Genomic DNA, 16,130 nt, shown 5'->3' with positions numbered 1-16,130 from the left:
GCCGAATACCGTTTTATACTTGTACAATTTAATGTTGCAGCGATGTTAGCTGCAACATTAAATAACAGCGCTATATAATGCTGCTAATTCCTCTTATTTATCCCTCTTTATATCCTATTGCTCGTTATTGCCATTTTTTTCTTTAATCATTTCCTGCTGTCATTTTTGATGCGTTGAATAGAATTAATTATTCGAAGCAGTAAAAACTTTGATTAAAACGTGATTTGACGCACTAAATTCGCCTGATGACTTTACTCAGATAAAAATGTGAAATAAGTAACGTTATTAATAACCATGCTAACTTTCATGATATTTGCAGATCGCATGGAAAGCATACAAAAAGAAACTAATTTGCACCAAAAAGGTGCGTTGCACCAATATGGTTATAAGATATGTGATAAATTTCATTACTAATCAATGGTTTGTTTATTTGCGATATTGTAATATTTAGTTACAAATAAACATGCTTTATCCACGGTGTTTTATGAACTTTTTTATTTTAAGTTTGGATTCATGATGCTAATGTCACATGGCTCCTTTATTAGGGGCGCTCATAAAACACTAAATGATAAAGATCACAGCCCAAACCATAAATTGGGCGTGATGGGCAGGATTTAAAAATTATAATATCTAGGAAAATAAATGATGAAACGCAGTGTATTAGCCTTAGCTATTGCCCTTGGGGCAATCACCTCATTTGCCAACGCGGCTGAAATTTATAATAAGGATGGCAATAAGCTCGATCTTTACGGTCGCGTTGCTGCCAAACATGTTTTCAGCAAAGATAAAGGTGAAGATGGTGATATGACTTACGTTCGTCTGGGTTTTAAAGGCGAAACGCAAATCAATGACCAACTGACCGGCTACGGCCAGTGGGAATACCAGGTTGCAGCGAACCACGACGAAGCGCAAGGCTCCAAAGGCACCAAAACCCGTCTGGGCTTTGCGGGCTTGAAATTTGCCGACTACGGTTCATTTGATTACGGCCGTAACTACGGTGTCGTATACGACGCAGAAGCTTACACCGATATGCTGCCGGAATTCGGCGGGGACTCCTACAGCTACACCGATAACTACATGACTGCGCGTTCCAACGGTCTGGCTACCTACCGTAACCGTGATTTCTTCGGTTTGGTAGAAGGTCTGAACCTGGCGTTGCAGTATCAAGGTAAAAACGACAGTGACAGCCGGAGTGTAACCAAGCAAAACGGTGATGGTTACGGCATGTCCCTGGATTATCAGGACATCGGCGGCTCGGGTATCGGTGTGGCGGCAGCATTCTCTGACTCTAACCGTACTAGCGATCAGAAAAAATTGGCTTACGGTAAAGGCGACAGCGCTACGGCCTGGACCACGGCAATTAAATATGATGCCAACCAGGTTTATCTGGCAGCGATGTATGCCGATACGCGTAACATGACACCAATCAGCGGTAACGGTGTCTCTGGTTTTGCCAACAAAACACAGAACTTCGAAGTTGTGGCCCAGTACCAATTTGAGAACGGTCTGCGTCCTTCCCTGGCCTACGTGCAGTCCAAAGGCAAGGATATCGAAGGGATCGGTGATGTCGATCTGGTGAAATACGTGGAAGTGGGTGCGACTTACTACTTCAACAAGAACATGTACACCTACGTTGACTACAAAATCAACCAGCTGAACGACGATAACAAGCTGAAACTGAGCACCGACGATATTGTCGCGGTTAACCTGACCTATCGTTTCTAAGTTTCAACGGTATTACCTTCTTCTTCCTGTGTCGGGAAAAAACGGTAACCAGGCAGAGCGTAAGCTCTGCCTTATTTATTGGGGCGTTATCATCCTTTCGGGGCTTGACCCATCACTTCGATGGCGGAGCGCAATGAGGCAAAGCGCTGCTGATTGGTCTCATGCTCAATTTCATTAACCAAATGGGCCAGAATATTATTGCCGGAGACTTTTTTATTGAGATTGATCAGTTGAATTACTGCGCCGCCAACCACCAGGCTGACGTCGCGCAATAGGGCTTCATAATGTTCGTTTGAAAGGGTAGATACGGTCATGGTGCCGTCTCCATATCGTTCGGGTGAAGCAATTTAGCAAAATCGTGGAATAAAGCATCGTTGGTATGCTGGCTTTCCAGTGAATTCAGAAATTCCTCAGAAGAAACTAGCAGAAAAGTCGATGGGTGTTTTACATCGGCGCATATTCGTTGGCGGGGAGCCAGAAGCCGTCGATGAAGTCCTCAAATGGGAAGCAACCGGCGTGACGCAGATTTTGTTCTTTCATACTGATTAGACACTGGCGTTCATCGCGCAGGACGTCCACCACGATATCAGCGCAGCCACCATCCAGATAACAGACAAACATCACCAAGGCGTACATTGCGTCTTATATCCTTCATCAATCTCTCCGTTCCTTTATTGTAGGTAAAAATGGCAATTGTTTCATGTCTGGCTCGGCCCGAAGAGACGGATTTGCAGTGAAAAGCGGCACTTTCGGATTACTCTAACCGCTTAATACCTCAGGGCCAATTGAATATCCCTCTTGCAGTGCTAAGCTTAACAGGCCTTAAGTCAACGCAACATTGTAACCATCGAAAGGAGTGAATATGGGTTTGTTTAACTTCGTCAAAGAAGCGGGCGAAAAACTGTGGGACACAGTGACCGGCAATGCAACAGCCGAAGATCAAAGCGCCAAACTGAAGGATCATCTCAATAAAACGGGTTTGCCGGGCACCGATAAAGTTGATGTACAGGTGGTTGACGGTAAAGCTGTGGTGACTGGCGATGCAGCCAGCCAAGAGCTGAAAGAGAAAATTCTGGTGGCACTCGGCAACGTGGCCGGCATCAGTGGTGTAGAAGACAAGGTGACGGTTGAACAATCTGCCGCAGAGAGCCGTTTCTACACGGTGAAGAAAGGCGATACTTTGAGCGCTGTTTCGAAAGAAGTGTATGGTAACGCGAATCTGTACAACAAAATCTTCGAAGCGAATAAGCCAATGCTGTCTAGCCCAGATAAGATCTATCCGGGTCAGGTTCTGCGTATTCCGCAATAATACGGACGCGTTTGGTATAGCCCGATCTTTGGTCGGGCTTTTTAATCACAATTGGTATAAGTTGGTCTAATTATTTTGGTATTTTAATAAAATTTATGAATGTCCCACGCCGTTCATCCTCATCATCTGGGGGGAGTGTTGACCCTGATGAGGAAAATTGATAGCGTCTCAGCCCAACTGAGGTCTGAGCGGTATCGAGCGCGGAATCTGACAAACCCGCTATGGCGGGCTTTTTATTTATCAATCACCCCTCACAATAACGTTAACGCGTGATGAGTTAAGATAGATTCTGTGAAACAACAGCGTAATACCTCACAAGATAAAAATTACCGTGAAACTTTGGGAGATGCGCAATTTGCTATCATTGTGCTGGCGATAGCGTCTTGCTCCCTGATCATTTTTACGCTGTCAGTCACGTTGTGGCTGACATGACGTCGTTCAATACAGGGGATAAAATGGAGCACAATCTCCACGATGAAACCAAGCTGTTGGCTATTATTGGCCTTCTGGTTTCCGTGTTGTTAGTCGTATCAATACTTTTTGGTGTGACTTACTTCTCTGATCTAAAGCATGCGCGTGATGAAATCGATATAAAAGGCTGCTATATAAGGGCGCCTTAGCGTCCTGCCTCCCAGGTTGCGTTCTGGTCGCTTGCTCATGTTAAGCTGGCGTCCAGCAACTCACTCAACCTGTGTGCCGTTCTGGAGGTGTTTTACGATGAGCAATTCCCGCCCAACTTATTCTTCATCTTCCCGTGATTGTCCTGTCATCGATGGTGTACGTCAGATCCAACGCATTGCTGTGCGCAATGCTGAAGTCGGTGGCATTGCGATTAATCGTGCGTTACCCACACGTGAACGTCGTACTGTTGGCGCATGGTGCTTTCTGGACCATGCCGGACCATCGGTATTTAGTGGCTCCTCACAAGGTATGGACGTAGGGCCACATCCGCATATTGGGCTGCAAACCTTCACCTGGATGATTGAAGGCGAAGTGTTGCACCGCGACAGCTTGGGCAGTGAACAGGTCATACGCCCTGGGCAGGTTAACCTGATGACCGCAGGCCGTGGTATTGCACATACGGAACAATCTACGGGGGAAGAGCGACGTTTACATGCCGCACAATTGTGGATTGCGCTGCCTGCCGAATATGCCGATATGTCACCACGCTTTGATCATTATTCAGACTTGCCGTGTTGGCTGAGCGATGGGGTTAAGCAGACGTTGCTGGTGGGGGAGTTTCAACAATACCGTTCTCCGGTTTTAACGTTTTCGCCGTTAATCGCCATTGATTTGGAATGGCAGGAAGACGGATATTTGCAGCTTCCTTTGCGAGACGATTTTGAAATAGGTTTTCTGCCCCTTATTGGTGCATTTGGGGTTAATGATGAAAAATTTTCACCTGATGAGTTTGCCTATTTAGGTAAGAATCTTAACCGTATCGAGTTACATGGCAGGAAGGGCAGTCGCGCATTATTAATCGGCGGCGTGCCATTAAACGAGGATATTCTCATTTGGTGGAATTTTGTTGGACACAGTAAGCCAGAGATTACGCGTGCACAGCTTGACTGGGAGCAGGGGAATATACGTTTCCCCGATGTTGTTGGCTATTCTGGTCCTCGGATGGCCGCGCCACAGCTGCCCTGGAGCGATGTTTGATATCTTCAAGCTATAACAACGGGATGGTTTTATTCATTTGGCTCTATTAACGTTAAATTAATGTGATCGCAATTACATGTTTTAGTACCGATATAGTTTATCTGGGAAATAGTGATCTGGCGCAAATAAAAGGTCGGAGCAGTGGATTAAGATAACTCTCAAGAAGTGATGTTATCTACCGCTAGTCAGAAGCCTGTGAGGTTATTATGAGCCAAGTACTCTATCGTGCAAGATTGTCCCATGTTGTTATTGCAACGGCGGTGTTTTGGATCTCAATTGCAGCCATGCTGGTTGTTGCTCTGAACTAACTCTGAATGATTATGCAATAAACCCGCTACGGCGGGTTTTTTTATGACTGGATATTCGCAATATTCAGAAGACAGTTAATACTTATTAAACCAATTTCTAATTAACCTTGTGAAGTGCAATGATAATTCTCTCTAACGTCGTCGTGTTGTTAATTGCTGCGATTCATCTGTATATCCTGATCCTGGAAATGTTCCTTTGGCAGAAGCCGACAGGCAGGCGAGTGTTCGCTACCACAGCAGAATTTGCAGCTGCAACGCGGATATTGGCAGCCAATCAAGGGTTGTATAACGGTTTTTTGGCGGCAGGTCTGGCATGGGGTGTCTGGCGTGCTGATCCCGCAGTGCAGATATTCTTCCTTGGTTGTGTGCTGGTGGCAGGCGTATTTGGTGGCCTAACGGCGAGTCGTAAAATTCTCAGGGTACAAGCATTACCTGCATTGATTGCCTTATTGATCGTGGTGTGGGCGCATTAACCCGCCGTGAGGGGCGGCGGGAAATCCAGTCAGGCTGTTTTCTGATGAATCACGTGCAGCGGTGGGGCGATGTGCAGATCCACGCTCAGATCCTGCCTAAAATCATAAGGCGTGATATTGAACCGCTTTCTGAACATATACGTGAAATGTGATTGAGAGCCAAAACCAAAATCGAGCGCGATGTCGAAAATAGAGGCGTCACTGCTGCGCAATTGGTAAACCGCACCGGCAAGTCTACGCTCACGGATGTATTTACCCAGCGAGATCCCTGTCGCTTCTTTGAACAGCTTCTGCATGTGCCACAGAGAGTAGCCTGAGTATTCGGCCAACTCTTCGAGATGGATCACTCGTCCGAGGTGAGTTTCGACCCATTTACTGAGGGCGCAGACTAATGAGAGGTGATGTTCTTGTATCATCAGTGCGTCTGTGTGAGATCTACATAGCGCTGAAGTATACACAACTTGCCGCCACGGACAAAAAGCCGCCCACATCAAGGTGAAATTATTCGGAAAAACCATCGTCAAGTGGCTTGTCAGTGAGAAGGGAAAACGGCTAATCTGAAGTTGCCCGCTACCGCTGATAAAGTGGTTCAGGTCGCAATAAATAACAGCCTAAGCAGAGTCAGCCGTGACAATTCAGCGTTGATGGGGTGATCGCATGTTAATGACAGTGATTATTACTCTGGTTGTAATTGTGGGTGTTGCCGCTTTCATGGTGACACCGGTGATGAGAATGAATAATGCGGAAGGTGTGGGAGGTGAAGAGCCGTGATTTCAGGGAACAACATGACCCCCAATGGGGTTTGATCGACTTTCGAAAAAGCCTGGGCGCGTAAGTGACCCGGGCTTTTTATTGGTGAGCGCAATCCAATCAGACGTTCTTCCGCTCTACGGTTTCTTCACCCCAGTACAGTTGATCGGCACTGGTTTTGGCAAATGCGATTTGCAGCGCTTCATCGCTGCCTTCTTCCCAAATTTTTTGTGCCAGAACTTCATCATTTTTTGCCAGTTCAAAAATAGCCTCGGCAATCTCAACCGAGGTTTCACGCACGGTAGCCCAGGATTTCACATTGTGGTTTGCCATAACTTTTCTCCTGTTGGGTTGTGGCTGAAGGGTACGCCGATAGGTGCACCGTTCAAACGTTGAGTATAGGTCAATTTAGTCGAGTGTTTTGACGTCCAATGCGCAAGAACGTTGAAAATTCAGTGGCAAACGGACAGGGAGCGGCAAAGCGTCAGGCGGCATGCTATTCTGTGCGGCGTCTGAATTAAGAAGGAAAGTAATTATGTCTGACATGCTGAGCAACGATCAGGAATTGGCCTCCGACCTGGTTGCCTGCCAACTGGTGATCAAGCAGATTTTGGATGTTATTGACGTTATTGCGCCAACCGAGGTGCGTGACAAAATGGCAAGCCAGCTGAAAAGCATCGATTTTTCCACTCACCCTGCCGGTGCTGATCCCGTGACCCGGCGGGCGATCGAAAAAGCGATTGCACTGATTGAAATGAAGTTTACCCGTAACTAAATGCGGGAACCGCCGCATAGCGGCGGTTTTGGACGGTGGTGATCAATCCACCACCGTTTCGACTTTTTTAAACAGTGGACAGTCCGCAACGCCAATCAGTCCGTTGTCACCATGCAGATATTGCGCTATCACCAGATTGCGCGCCGTCATGTACTTGCATTGTAATCCCAGACCACCCACATTTTTATTGCTGCCGACCAGCATGCCATACCCCGAAAATAAAAATACGCCGTATAGCACCGCCAGCGCCACCACCCACTTAATCAGCTTGCCCATTGGGACTCCTTGTTATGTATTGTTGCTGCGATGATATAGCCATGCGCAGGCGTCGGGGGCAACGGTAACAATCTGAAAAATCACCTTCAAGCTGGTTTCTAAACGACAGGTTAAACTTCGTTTAAGTTGGCTGTGATAGCATGATCAATAGATTACCAAGATAACAATGAGGCTGCTAAATTTGTTACGGAAAAAAATCTTCGTGATAATCGCCTTCCTCGCGGCCTGCGTATTTTTTTATCTGCTGGCGCTGGATAGCTATTGCGATGAAGGAGGAACTTTTGCGTTGGGTATTTGCTCTGTCACCCGCTTTGTTCCATGGTGAGATGCGTAGCGGTGCGTAACAATTTTCTATCACGATGTTCGCGTCCATATCCAGAGTGCTAAGATGTCCGCCTGTTTTTAGCAGTAGGTAGGGTTTTCCATGTACGATTTAGGTTTTGGTCTTAATGGCCTGGTATCACTGGCCATCGCCGCGTTGGCACTGCTGGTGGGATTATGGGTCTGGTTCCTGGTGAATCGCGCCAGTGTGCGTGCCAATGAACAAATTCGTCTGCTGCAGGACATTGCCGAGCAGCAGCGTCAGCAAACGGCATTATTGAAAAGCCTGGCGCAAAGCGCGCGTGGCGAGAGCGTAACTGACGATGATGATCTCAGTCCGGCGCTGGATTTCAAAGGTTTTATCCCAGAGCGTTAATCAAATAGTGAGCCGGGTGGTGGGGCGATCCTTATGCCACCCGCAGCACTCAGAAAAACTCCATCCCCTGATAGGGCTGTGCGCGGCATGCCGCAAGACGGCTCGCCAAATCACCACTGTGAATTTCTAATTGATGCCCATCGGGGTCAAGAAAGTACAGTGATTCCCCCTCGCTGCGGTTGGTTTTCCACTCTTTAACGCCTGCCTGGCGCAGTCGTAATGCCACCTCTGCGAAATCTGCTGGCGAAACGCTAAAGGCATAATGGGTATAGTCGCTTGTTGCGTTTGCTGTTCGTGCGGCGTCCCATGACAAACACAGCCATAGTTCCCCAAGAGACAGATAGGCTCCGTTTTGCCAGCGGGCATGTGGCACAAACCCCAACAGGTTGATATAAAAATTGAAGCTACGATCGACGTCACGAACCGCGAGAGTCAGGTGGTTAAGGCCGTTCAGCATCAGAGGTATTCCAGAGCGAGATAAACCAGTAAAAGTGTAATCAGCCGCAGTGAAAAGTTAAAGCCTGAAAAACATTAGTGTAGATAATGTGAAAAGCTCTCTTGTTGTCATAAATCTGTCGTATTGGCATCGTAATGTAGCGCCAACTCTACGAAAGATGGATAAAGCCGATGATTAAATGGTATGAAGAAAGCGACGCCGAGGTGAACCGCAGCATTGCGTTGATCACCGGAGAGAACCCGGACAAATGGTATCCCTACGGCGGCGTTAAAGGTAAAGATTATTGCAAGAATCCCTCCGATGCCTGGCCGATTATCTGCGCCAACAAAATCAGTCTCAATGCCGACAGTCACAGTGATAACCCGCAGTGGCAGGCACGTATGATTACCCAGCGTGGCGAATGGCAGGCGGACAGCAACAGCCCACTGCGCGCAGCGATGATCTGCTTCCTGCTGAGTCAGCAAAACAGCGAAATGGTACGTTGAAACACCAGAATTACTGATGATTTTTCCCTTTTTATGACAACAGAACTGTCTCTGGCGGAGCCTGTTTATGAAGCGCATTATTAAAGGTGATAAAAACTTGTCTCATCTGGTGATTGCCCATGCGGCAATCGATCGTCATGCCGAAAGCTTTGGTCAGCGCCGACAGGGCTGGCCTTCCACCTACCTGATAAAATATCAAAACGATCGTGTGGCCGTAGAGGTGGTAACGCGCCGCCAATCGTACGTCGCCACGCTGATGATCGGCGCCCGAAATCTCACTAAACTGTGCGGTTTGTCCGGTTAAAAACACCCCCATTTTGGGGTGATTCCCAGTATAAAATAGCGCCCTGGCCACCCTTGCCGGGGCGCTACTCCTTGATGCTCACGGGGTTAAGTGTTAAAAAGCCGCCCGCAGATACATTTATTAATTGGCGAAATCTTGTGCAGGCTCGACAGGATCCCACGCCAAATGAGGATAAGATGGGCGGTCAGCATCAGGATACCCCGCTAAAACGCGGTTTAAAAAATAGACATATACAACTTATCGCCTTGGGCGGTGCCATTGGCACCGGCCTGTTTCTTGGCATCGCACAGACCATTAAAATGGCCGGTCCTTCGGTGCTATTGGGCTATGCCATCGGCGGTTTTATCGCTTTTTTGATTATGCGCCAGTTGGGTGAAATGGTGGTTGAGGAGCCGGTTGCCGGATCATTCAGCCATTTTGCTTATAAATATTGGGGTGATTTCGCCGGTTTTCTGTCCGGTTGGAATTACTGGGCGATGTTTATCTTAGTCGGCATGGCCGAACTGACCGCCGTCGGCATTTACATTCAATATTGGTGGCCAGACATCCCGACCTGGGTGTCCGCCGCCGTGTTTTTTGTACTGATTAACTTGATCAATCTGGTCAATGTTCGTCTGTATGGTGAAACCGAATTTTGGTTTGCCATCATCAAAGTGGTGGCAATTGTTGGCATGATCGTTTTTGGCGCCTGGCTGCTAGCGAGTGGTAATGGCGGCCCGCAAGCCAGCATCAATAACCTGTGGGAGCAGGGTGGCTTTATGCCGCATGGCATCGAAGGGCTGGTGATGGCGATGGCCGTGATCATGTTTTCATTCGGTGGGCTGGAGATGGTCGGTATCACTGCGGCTGAAGCGGCTGACCCACGTCGCAGTATTCCGAAGGCCACTAACCAGGTGGTGTATCGCATCCTGATTTTCTATATTGGTTCGTTGACGGTACTGCTTTCGCTCTATCCTTGGCACAAGGTTGTGGAAGGCGGTAGCCCGTTCGTCATGATTTTCCATGCACTGGACAGTAGCCTGGTGGCGACGCTCCTTAACGTTGTGGTACTGACGGCTGCTCTGTCGGTGTACAACAGCGGAGTCTATGCCAACAGCCGCATGCTGTTTGGCTTAGCGACGCAGGGGAATGCACCAAAGGCATTGACGCGAGTGAATAAGCGCGGTGTACCTATGCTGTCAATTGCGCTGTCGGCGCTGGTGACTTCGGTGGGGGTACTTATCAACTATGTGATGCCCGGCAAGGCGTTTGAGTTGCTGATGGCGCTGGTGGTGTCCACCCTGGTGATTAACTGGGTGATGATTTGTTTGGCACACCTGCGGTTCCGTGCGGCGAAAAATCGCCAAGGCGTCATCCCGGTGTTCAAAGCGCTGTGGTACCCGTTTGGCAACTATCTGTGCCTGGTGTTCCTCAGCCTGATTCTGGTGATCATGTATTTCAGTGAAGGGATCCGTATTTCGGTCTTGCTGATGCCAGTGTGGATTTTGCTGTTGTGGATAGGATTTATGCTGACGCGCCGTAAAAGCGCTAAAGTACGCCGATAAGCGTTAACGGAGGCGCCAGGTGCGCCTCCGGTTCAACCTTTAGCTGCGTGGCATAAAGGCATTGCCTGGATTTGCGCGGCCCAACCCCAAGACTTTCCTGCACAGCAAGAACAGGGTGGTGATGACATCGATAGCGACCACGCTAAGCATCAGCATGCCCAGCATGAAGACACTGACCAACGCCCCCAATAACACCATCAACGGTGCCGGCACACGTACCCGACGTAGTTTCATCGCGGCATACATTTTCCAATACTGCATCTGTGCCAGCATCGCGCTACGGATACGGCCCATACGAACACGTGATTTGCGTGATGTAGAACGGCTCATAACTTCTCCTTTTCTGAATGTCCTATAAGTAAATCATAAGGATCTTAAGAGATGCTTAACAGGCTCTAGGCGGCCCTGGCATTCTCACAAGGACTGTGACAACACAATACGCGAAAAGGTCCCCCCAATGTGAGCACGGTTCACAACACGTGATGATCGCGTATCTTGTTATGCTATCGAACCTGCCCGTGCAGGGTGTCCGCAGTGGTCAGGAGAGCAACTGGATGAAGATAACCAATCGTTACTATGATGCCGCCAAATCGCACCATACCCCGCAGGGCTTTCGCAATCCGGAACCCTCTGAGCGTCGGGAAGGGGATTTGAAGCGCTGGCAGGATGAGCGTAAGCAGCAAGGGTTACCCAAACCGCCGCAAATGGGGTATCAGCAGTTCACAGAGCGCTGGTGGCAGCGTGCTGACCTTAGCGGCAGCGATAATAGCATCTGGTGGCTGGGGCATGCTTCCATGCTGCTGCGTCTTGAGGGGCGTTATATCCTGATCGACCCGGTATTGTCAGAGCGTGCATCACCGCTGAGTTTCTATGGCCCGAAGCGTAAAACGCCGCCGCCGTTGACGGTGCAGCAGTTACCGACGGTGGATGTGGTATTAATTTCACACAATCATTATGACCATCTTGATCGACGTACGGTTCGGCAGTTGGCACGGCGTTTTCCTCATGCGACCTTTGTTGTCCCGTTAGGGCTGAAAAATTGGTTCAGGCGTTATCGTCTGCAGCGAGTCGAAGAGCTGGATTGGTGGGATAGCCTGCAATTGGGCGATCTGACGTTTCACTGCACGCCTGCGCGTCACTGGAGCATGCGCACGTTCTGGGACCGCAACCGTTCCCTATGGTGTGGTTGGGTGATTCATCATCCGACGCTGCGTTTTTATTTCTCTGGCGACAGCGGTTATTCGGATCGCTTGGTGGATATTGGTACCCGTTTAGGGCCATTTGACGTTGCGGCTTTGCCGATCGGCGCTTATGCACCACGTTGGTTCATGCAGGAACAGCATATGGATCCGCAGCAGTCGGTGACGCTGTACCAACAATTAAATGCGCCACGGGTAATTCCTATCCATTGGGGGGTTTTTGAGTTAGCTGATGAGTCTTTGGATGAGCCCCCTCAGCAATTAAATCTGGCGCTGAGTTCAGCAGGAATAGAGCTGCACCAGTTCCGGCCAATCAAAATTGGCGAGCGCATTGCGCTTGAGTCTAACTCTTAAGCGTTAACCCTCTGGCCGGCATGGCCGGAGTGCGCAATGTGATTACCCGCAGGCCAGCTCGGTTGCGGGTTGTAGCCATGTCTGGGTCGTTGCTGGTGTTATCCGGTATCGGGGTTACGCTATCGCTATGAATAGAGATGACGTATACGAAAAGGTAAAATTAATACACTAAACGGACATTGTTATTGGCCGAGCAAATACCCGTTCTGTTTTTAAGATCTAATTCCGCGATACATTCCCACAAACCTCAATGTTATTGCCGTTATTTAATCCCCGTTACGAACGCGCTATTTATTGGCTGCTGCACGGTCATAGTGCGTAAATTCTGATTTTGCATGCTTATGCACCCTAAAGTGGCACGCTATTTGATTTTTGTGACGATAACGTCGTTGCACAAATTATGGCCACCGTCACTCATGGCAATAATGAGCCTCAGTATTATTTCACTGTTGCAGGCAGGTAGAGTACCGGGATGGCGGTGGTATCCGCGTTAGGCCATCCAGATGGCGGCTTAATGGTCGGATCATCCGATATCAAATGCGCCCGTTCATCGATATTCAAATGTTGTATAAGAAATTCCATAAAGATTCAAAATTTTTAACGTTCTAAGCGTCCGTTTGGGTTTATATGTTGCAACATGCGTGGGTCAATTGGATGAAAGAATTGTTAAAATTCAGTCAGGATGCGGAGTGTAGCGTGGTGTAAGTGTTAAGCAGAAAATAGCTAAGGCTTCAACATCTTTTAGTCTATTTAAGCTTATGTTGCTCTCGACCGTTTCAAATATGTGCGACAGCTCCATCAGTGATTAAAAATGGCTTGCCATCGAATACAGAGTATGTGATAACGCATCTGGGTAAAACGAGGTACAGTTCTGTATATGTGTGGCATTTTCAGTAAAGAAGTTCTGAGTAAAAACGTTAGCGTTGAATACCGCTTCTCTGCCGATCCTTATCTTAGTGCCTCAAGCAGTAACGACTCTAGTTTGTCTATGTAACGCCTACGGGCGGTTTAAACAATCCAAAGGAAATACTCAAGATGGCAAAGATCAAAGGTCAAGTTAAGTGGTTCAACGAGTCTAAAGGTTTCGGTTTCATCACTCCAGCTGACGGCAGCAAAGACGTGTTCGTACACTTCTCTGCAATCCAGGGTAACGGCTTCAAAACCCTGGCTGAAGGCCAGAACGTTGAGTTCGAAATCCAAGATGGCCAGAAAGGCCCATCTGCAGTAAACGTTACTGCAATCTAATCAGCGTCAGCTGTACAAAAAACCCGCCTTGGTGCGGGTTTTTTCGTTTCTATTATCTGCCGGTAATAATAATGCCTGCGTATTGATTACGTCCGGTAATACCCGGATGGCTCGGATCTTGCTCACGTCGATGGCTGTTTCGACGGTAGCTGGTGTATTTAAAGCGCTGCGGCTGGAGAGAATCAGTATTTGGCGTGCAGATGGTACAGCTCCCGGCAAGGTCAACGTCGGCAAACCCAAGTTCACGGAGTTTGGATTCGGCAATGGCTGCCAGGTCCAGGTGGCGATAGTGGGGGCTGATTAACGTCATGGGCAGTGGCAACTGTTGCTTGAAGCGTGCAACCAGTTCTTCGTTCACCTCATAACAGCATGGGCCGGCAGCAGGGCCGATGGAAGCCACCCAGTTGGCCGTTGAGTCATCACGGCGGATACGTGCCGCCAGTTGCTCCAGAATACCGTCCAATAGCCCACGCCAGCCCGCATGCACCGCTGCAATCGCTGAACCATCATGACGACTGAAAATGACGGGCAGACAGTCTGCTGTTAACACGCTAAGCAAAATACCCGGTTGGGTGGTATAGAACCCATCAGCTTCACCGCAGAGTTGCGCTGCCTGTGTGACGTCAACAATGCGCGTGCCGTGGACCTGCTTTTTTTCCGGCAAGGTGGTGCGGTAGGGCTGTAAATGCCCAGGAAGCAGTGCGCTCTTATTACCGAAACCGTGTTGAATGGACGGAATGGTGTTGAGCAGTAGGGAGTAATCAGTCATATAACGTTTTTGCCTGCGTCAGAAAACTTAACGTCAGTGTAGTCAGTTTTTTTCCTCCTTGGCTAGACCCATACGGGATGTGCCTTGCATCGCATAGAAGCCTTCTTTAGACTAGCCGCGCCGTATCTCTTTGGAATCCAAACCATGTCTTATCAGTGCCCGCTGTGTCATCAGCCACTTCATTTTTCTCATCAGCAATGGCGTTGTGACGCTAACCACCTGTTTGATTGTGCCAAAGAAGGCTATGTAAACCTGATGCCGGTACAACATAAGCGTTCGAAGCAGCCGGGTGACAGTGCTGAAATGATGCAGGCACGGCGTGCATTTCTTGATGCGGGTTTCTATCAACCTTTGCAGCAACGCGTGGCAGAGCTGTTGGATCAAACGTTGGCACCTGACGCACAGGCTTTGCTGGATATCGGTTGCGGCGAAGGGTATTACACGGCGGAGGTAGCTGCACGGTTGGCGCAACAGCGTGATATTACGGTTTATGGGTTGGACGTCGCCAAAGTAGCAATCCGCTATGCGGCCAAGCGTTATCCTGCGGTGTCATTTTGTGTCGCGTCCAGCCATCGCCTGCCGTTTGCTGACGGTTCTTTGGACGCCATACTGCGTATTTACGCGCCCTGCAAGGCTGAAGAGTTGGCGCGGGTGGTGAAACCCGGCGGGGTTGTCGTGACGGTATCGCCGGGCCCACGCCATTTGTACCAACTGAAAGAGCAGGTCTATCAGCAGGTACAACTGCATGAAGAGCAGGATGAGCAATTCGCAGGTTTTGACTGTGAACGGGTTGAATCGTTGGCGTATCCGATGACATTGCCGGGAGAACAGGCGGCTAATCTGTTGCAGATGACACCTTTTGCCTGGCGGGCCTCCCCAGAGGTGCAGGAGCATCTCAAAGGCTGTGAAGTGTTCGCCTGCGAAACCGATTTTGCGATAGCGCTGTACCGCCGCCAGTCCGATTAAACCGGTGAACAGAGTGGTTGATCATGAAAAGTATCGTCCTCCAGGTTTTCAGGCGTGAGGGCGAAATACTTTTTCAACGCCAGCCATCCTGTTGGGGTAACCGCGAGTGCTCGGGAGCCCGGTAGGCTCCGTAACCAGTCGCACTGATGAAAAGCTTTCAGCAACTGAGCCGCCAGTGGTCCTGCAAGATGATATTGTCTTTCTGTCCAATCCAGACACTGGCGTCCATTACTCACCTCACCAGACGTCAAAGCAGCGGCCTCAATGCCCAACTCCTGTAGCCAATCGGCGCCTGCGGGGGTCAGTACATATTCCCGCAAGCCGTTTTCGGTTATCAGCCCTTGCTCCAGTAAACCGCGCATTATCGCCACACCGACCTTTCCGGCCAAATGATCGTAACAACAGCGCGCAAAGCGCATCTCGCGTGCAGACCGATTGGGGGTGCTGCGCCAGGCAGGGGTAACAGGTCCTATCGATGCCAGACTTTCCAGCAGATGTGAAACATGGGGCCCTGCAAGGCGGTAATAGCGGTAGCGCCCCCTTTGTTCGACACTCAATAGCCCACCGTCGAGCAACTTACCCAGATGTGAACTGGCGGTTTGTGGGGTGACCCCAGATACCTCTGCAAGGGCACTGGCGGACAGGGCATTGCCGTTAGCCAGTGCGATCAGCATTACCGCCCGCACCGGTTCAGCAATCAGGTGCGCCACGATGGCAATATTATGTTGACCCACGGCGTTATCCTCCCCGGATGTCTGGTGATGTTTTAAACGCTTGAAGCATGCTTCGATACGGCTCGAAGTATTCCAGGCGAATCGTTGCTTATAGTCAATGC

General features: G+C 49.2%; 23 protein-coding genes. 14 read left to right on the top strand and 9 right to left on the bottom strand.

Translation table 11 applies throughout. The annotated features are described in order from the left end of the window. Positions 1 to 642: 642 nt before the first annotated feature. Positions 643 to 1,725, top strand: coding sequence for a porin OmpC (gene ompC, locus SGR01S_RS02960; RefSeq protein WP_037419956.1), 1,083 nt, complete (start codon positions 643 to 645; stop codon positions 1,723 to 1,725). Between the two features lie 89 nt (positions 1,726 to 1,814). Here ompC and SGR01S_RS02955 read toward each other — a convergent pair whose 3' ends face one another. Together SGR01S_RS02955 and SGR01S_RS02950 are read right to left on the bottom strand one after the other, a co-directional pair. Beyond that, positions 1,815 to 2,039: a biofilm development regulator YmgB/AriR family protein gene (locus tag SGR01S_RS02955; RefSeq protein ID WP_037419954.1), complete on the bottom strand. Its 225-nt coding sequence runs from the start codon at positions 2,037 to 2,039 to the stop codon at positions 1,815 to 1,817. A 130-nt stretch (positions 2,040 to 2,169) separates the two neighbouring features. Then, positions 2,170 to 2,361, bottom strand: coding sequence for a YdfD/YebW family protein (locus SGR01S_RS02950; RefSeq protein ID WP_012145560.1), 192 nt, complete (start codon positions 2,359 to 2,361; stop codon positions 2,170 to 2,172). A 226-nt stretch (positions 2,362 to 2,587) separates the two neighbouring features. Between SGR01S_RS02950 and lysM the strand changes: the two genes are divergently transcribed. The 3 genes from lysM (at position 2,588) to SGR01S_RS02935 (ending at position 5,474) form a co-directional block, all read left to right on the top strand. Further along, positions 2,588 to 3,034, top strand: coding sequence for a peptidoglycan-binding protein LysM (gene lysM / locus SGR01S_RS02945; protein WP_037419951.1), 447 nt, complete (start codon positions 2,588 to 2,590; stop codon positions 3,032 to 3,034). A 717-nt stretch (positions 3,035 to 3,751) separates the two neighbouring features. After that, entirely contained in the window at positions 3,752 to 4,693 is a 942-nt protein-coding gene (locus tag SGR01S_RS02940; RefSeq protein WP_061806473.1) for a pirin family protein, read from the top strand. Positions 4,694 to 5,120: 427 nt separating this feature from the next. Then, on the top strand, positions 5,121 to 5,474 hold the full coding sequence (locus SGR01S_RS02935) for a DUF1304 domain-containing protein (protein ID WP_037419947.1): 354 nt from the start codon (positions 5,121 to 5,123) through the stop codon (positions 5,472 to 5,474). A gap of 29 nt (positions 5,475 to 5,503) precedes the next feature. Here SGR01S_RS02935 and SGR01S_RS02930 read toward each other — a convergent pair whose 3' ends face one another. Together SGR01S_RS02930 and SGR01S_RS02925 are read right to left on the bottom strand one after the other, a co-directional pair. Next, positions 5,504 to 5,890, bottom strand: a complete 387-nt coding sequence (locus tag SGR01S_RS02930) for a helix-turn-helix domain-containing protein (RefSeq protein ID WP_037419945.1) — start codon at positions 5,888 to 5,890, stop codon at positions 5,504 to 5,506. 454 nt (positions 5,891 to 6,344) lie between these two features. Next, a complete protein-coding gene (locus SGR01S_RS02925) occupies positions 6,345 to 6,557 on the bottom strand; it encodes a YccJ family protein (protein ID WP_037419942.1) in 213 nt (70 codons plus the stop codon). A 202-nt stretch (positions 6,558 to 6,759) separates the two neighbouring features. Here SGR01S_RS02925 and SGR01S_RS02920 point away from each other — a divergent pair, with 202 nt between their 5' ends. Continuing rightward, positions 6,760 to 6,999: a DUF2766 family protein gene (locus tag SGR01S_RS02920; RefSeq protein WP_004945684.1), complete on the top strand. Its 240-nt coding sequence runs from the start codon at positions 6,760 to 6,762 to the stop codon at positions 6,997 to 6,999. A 42-nt stretch (positions 7,000 to 7,041) separates the two neighbouring features. Here the strand turns inward: SGR01S_RS02920 and SGR01S_RS02915 are convergent, their stop codons facing one another. Further along, complete coding sequence (locus tag SGR01S_RS02915; protein ID WP_037419940.1) at positions 7,042 to 7,275, bottom strand: YobH family protein; 234 nt, start codon at positions 7,273 to 7,275, stop codon at positions 7,042 to 7,044. A 181-nt stretch (positions 7,276 to 7,456) separates the two neighbouring features. Between SGR01S_RS02915 and mgrB the strand changes: the two genes are divergently transcribed. Together mgrB and SGR01S_RS02905 are read left to right on the top strand one after the other, a co-directional pair. Further along, positions 7,457 to 7,600, top strand: coding sequence for a PhoP/PhoQ regulatory lipoprotein MgrB (mgrB, locus tag SGR01S_RS23595; protein ID WP_461531917.1), 144 nt, complete (start codon positions 7,457 to 7,459; stop codon positions 7,598 to 7,600). Positions 7,601 to 7,699: 99 nt separating this feature from the next. Next, positions 7,700 to 7,972, top strand: a complete 273-nt coding sequence (locus SGR01S_RS02905; protein ID WP_061806471.1) for a YebO family protein — start codon at positions 7,700 to 7,702, stop codon at positions 7,970 to 7,972. Positions 7,973 to 8,021: 49 nt separating this feature from the next. Here the strand turns inward: SGR01S_RS02905 and fos are convergent, their stop codons facing one another. Further along, positions 8,022 to 8,429 carry a fosfomycin resistance glutathione transferase gene (gene fos, locus SGR01S_RS02900; RefSeq protein ID WP_061806470.1) on the bottom strand — a complete coding sequence of 136 codons (408 nt, stop codon included), beginning with the start codon at positions 8,427 to 8,429 and terminating at the stop codon, positions 8,022 to 8,024. Positions 8,430 to 8,599: 170 nt separating this feature from the next. Here fos and SGR01S_RS02895 point away from each other — a divergent pair, with 170 nt between their 5' ends. From SGR01S_RS02895 to SGR01S_RS02885, 3 genes are all read left to right on the top strand, one after another. Further along, complete coding sequence (locus SGR01S_RS02895; protein WP_037419927.1) at positions 8,600 to 8,914, top strand: phage protein NinX family protein; 315 nt, start codon at positions 8,600 to 8,602, stop codon at positions 8,912 to 8,914. Between the two features lie 67 nt (positions 8,915 to 8,981). Further along, on the top strand, positions 8,982 to 9,218 hold the full coding sequence (locus SGR01S_RS02890; RefSeq protein WP_037419924.1) for a DUF4060 family protein: 237 nt from the start codon (positions 8,982 to 8,984) through the stop codon (positions 9,216 to 9,218). 176 nt (positions 9,219 to 9,394) lie between these two features. Continuing rightward, the gene (locus SGR01S_RS02885) at positions 9,395 to 10,762 is read left to right on the top strand and encodes an amino acid permease (protein ID WP_037419921.1); all 1,368 of its coding nucleotides are present in this window, start codon (positions 9,395 to 9,397) and stop codon (positions 10,760 to 10,762) included. Between the two features lie 39 nt (positions 10,763 to 10,801). Here the strand turns inward: SGR01S_RS02885 and SGR01S_RS02880 are convergent, their stop codons facing one another. Continuing rightward, entirely contained in the window at positions 10,802 to 11,092 is a 291-nt protein-coding gene (locus SGR01S_RS02880) for a hypothetical protein (RefSeq protein WP_037419918.1), read from the bottom strand. A 224-nt stretch (positions 11,093 to 11,316) separates the two neighbouring features. On the opposite strand from SGR01S_RS02880, the gene SGR01S_RS02875 reads away from it, so the two are divergent. The 3 genes from SGR01S_RS02875 (at position 11,317) to cspE (ending at position 13,560) form a co-directional block, all read left to right on the top strand. Further along, positions 11,317 to 12,315 carry an MBL fold metallo-hydrolase gene (locus SGR01S_RS02875; protein ID WP_061806469.1) on the top strand — a complete coding sequence of 333 codons (999 nt, stop codon included), beginning with the start codon at positions 11,317 to 11,319 and terminating at the stop codon, positions 12,313 to 12,315. An 877-nt stretch (positions 12,316 to 13,192) separates the two neighbouring features. Then, a complete protein-coding gene (locus SGR01S_RS23590; RefSeq protein WP_071593021.1) occupies positions 13,193 to 13,309 on the top strand; it encodes a DUF2627 domain-containing protein in 117 nt (38 codons plus the stop codon). Positions 13,310 to 13,350: 41 nt separating this feature from the next. Beyond that, positions 13,351 to 13,560: a transcription antiterminator/RNA stability regulator CspE gene (gene cspE / locus SGR01S_RS02870; RefSeq protein WP_002221949.1), complete on the top strand. Its 210-nt coding sequence runs from the start codon at positions 13,351 to 13,353 to the stop codon at positions 13,558 to 13,560. A 52-nt stretch (positions 13,561 to 13,612) separates the two neighbouring features. Here the strand turns inward: cspE and pgeF are convergent, their stop codons facing one another. Further along, positions 13,613 to 14,329, bottom strand: a complete 717-nt coding sequence (gene pgeF, locus SGR01S_RS02865) for a peptidoglycan editing factor PgeF (RefSeq protein WP_037419912.1) — start codon at positions 14,327 to 14,329, stop codon at positions 13,613 to 13,615. A 144-nt stretch (positions 14,330 to 14,473) separates the two neighbouring features. Between pgeF and rlmA the strand changes: the two genes are divergently transcribed. Then, positions 14,474 to 15,295: a 23S rRNA (guanine(745)-N(1))-methyltransferase gene (rlmA, locus tag SGR01S_RS02860; RefSeq protein ID WP_037419909.1), complete on the top strand. Its 822-nt coding sequence runs from the start codon at positions 14,474 to 14,476 to the stop codon at positions 15,293 to 15,295. Here the strand turns inward: rlmA and SGR01S_RS02855 are convergent. Next, the gene (locus SGR01S_RS02855; RefSeq protein WP_061806468.1) at positions 15,292 to 16,029 is read right to left on the bottom strand and encodes an ArsR/SmtB family transcription factor; all 738 of its coding nucleotides are present in this window, start codon (positions 16,027 to 16,029) and stop codon (positions 15,292 to 15,294) included. The genes rlmA and SGR01S_RS02855 overlap by 4 nt on opposite strands. Between the last annotated feature and the right edge of the window lie 101 nt (positions 16,030 to 16,130).

The sequence above is a fragment of the Serratia grimesii NBRC 13537 genome, assembly GCF_001590905.1.
GTDB classification, from domain to species: Bacteria; Pseudomonadota; Gammaproteobacteria; order Enterobacterales; family Enterobacteriaceae; genus Serratia; species Serratia grimesii.
Note: the sequence above shows the minus strand (reverse complement) of the source record. Positions and strands in the feature narration are given on the sequence as shown.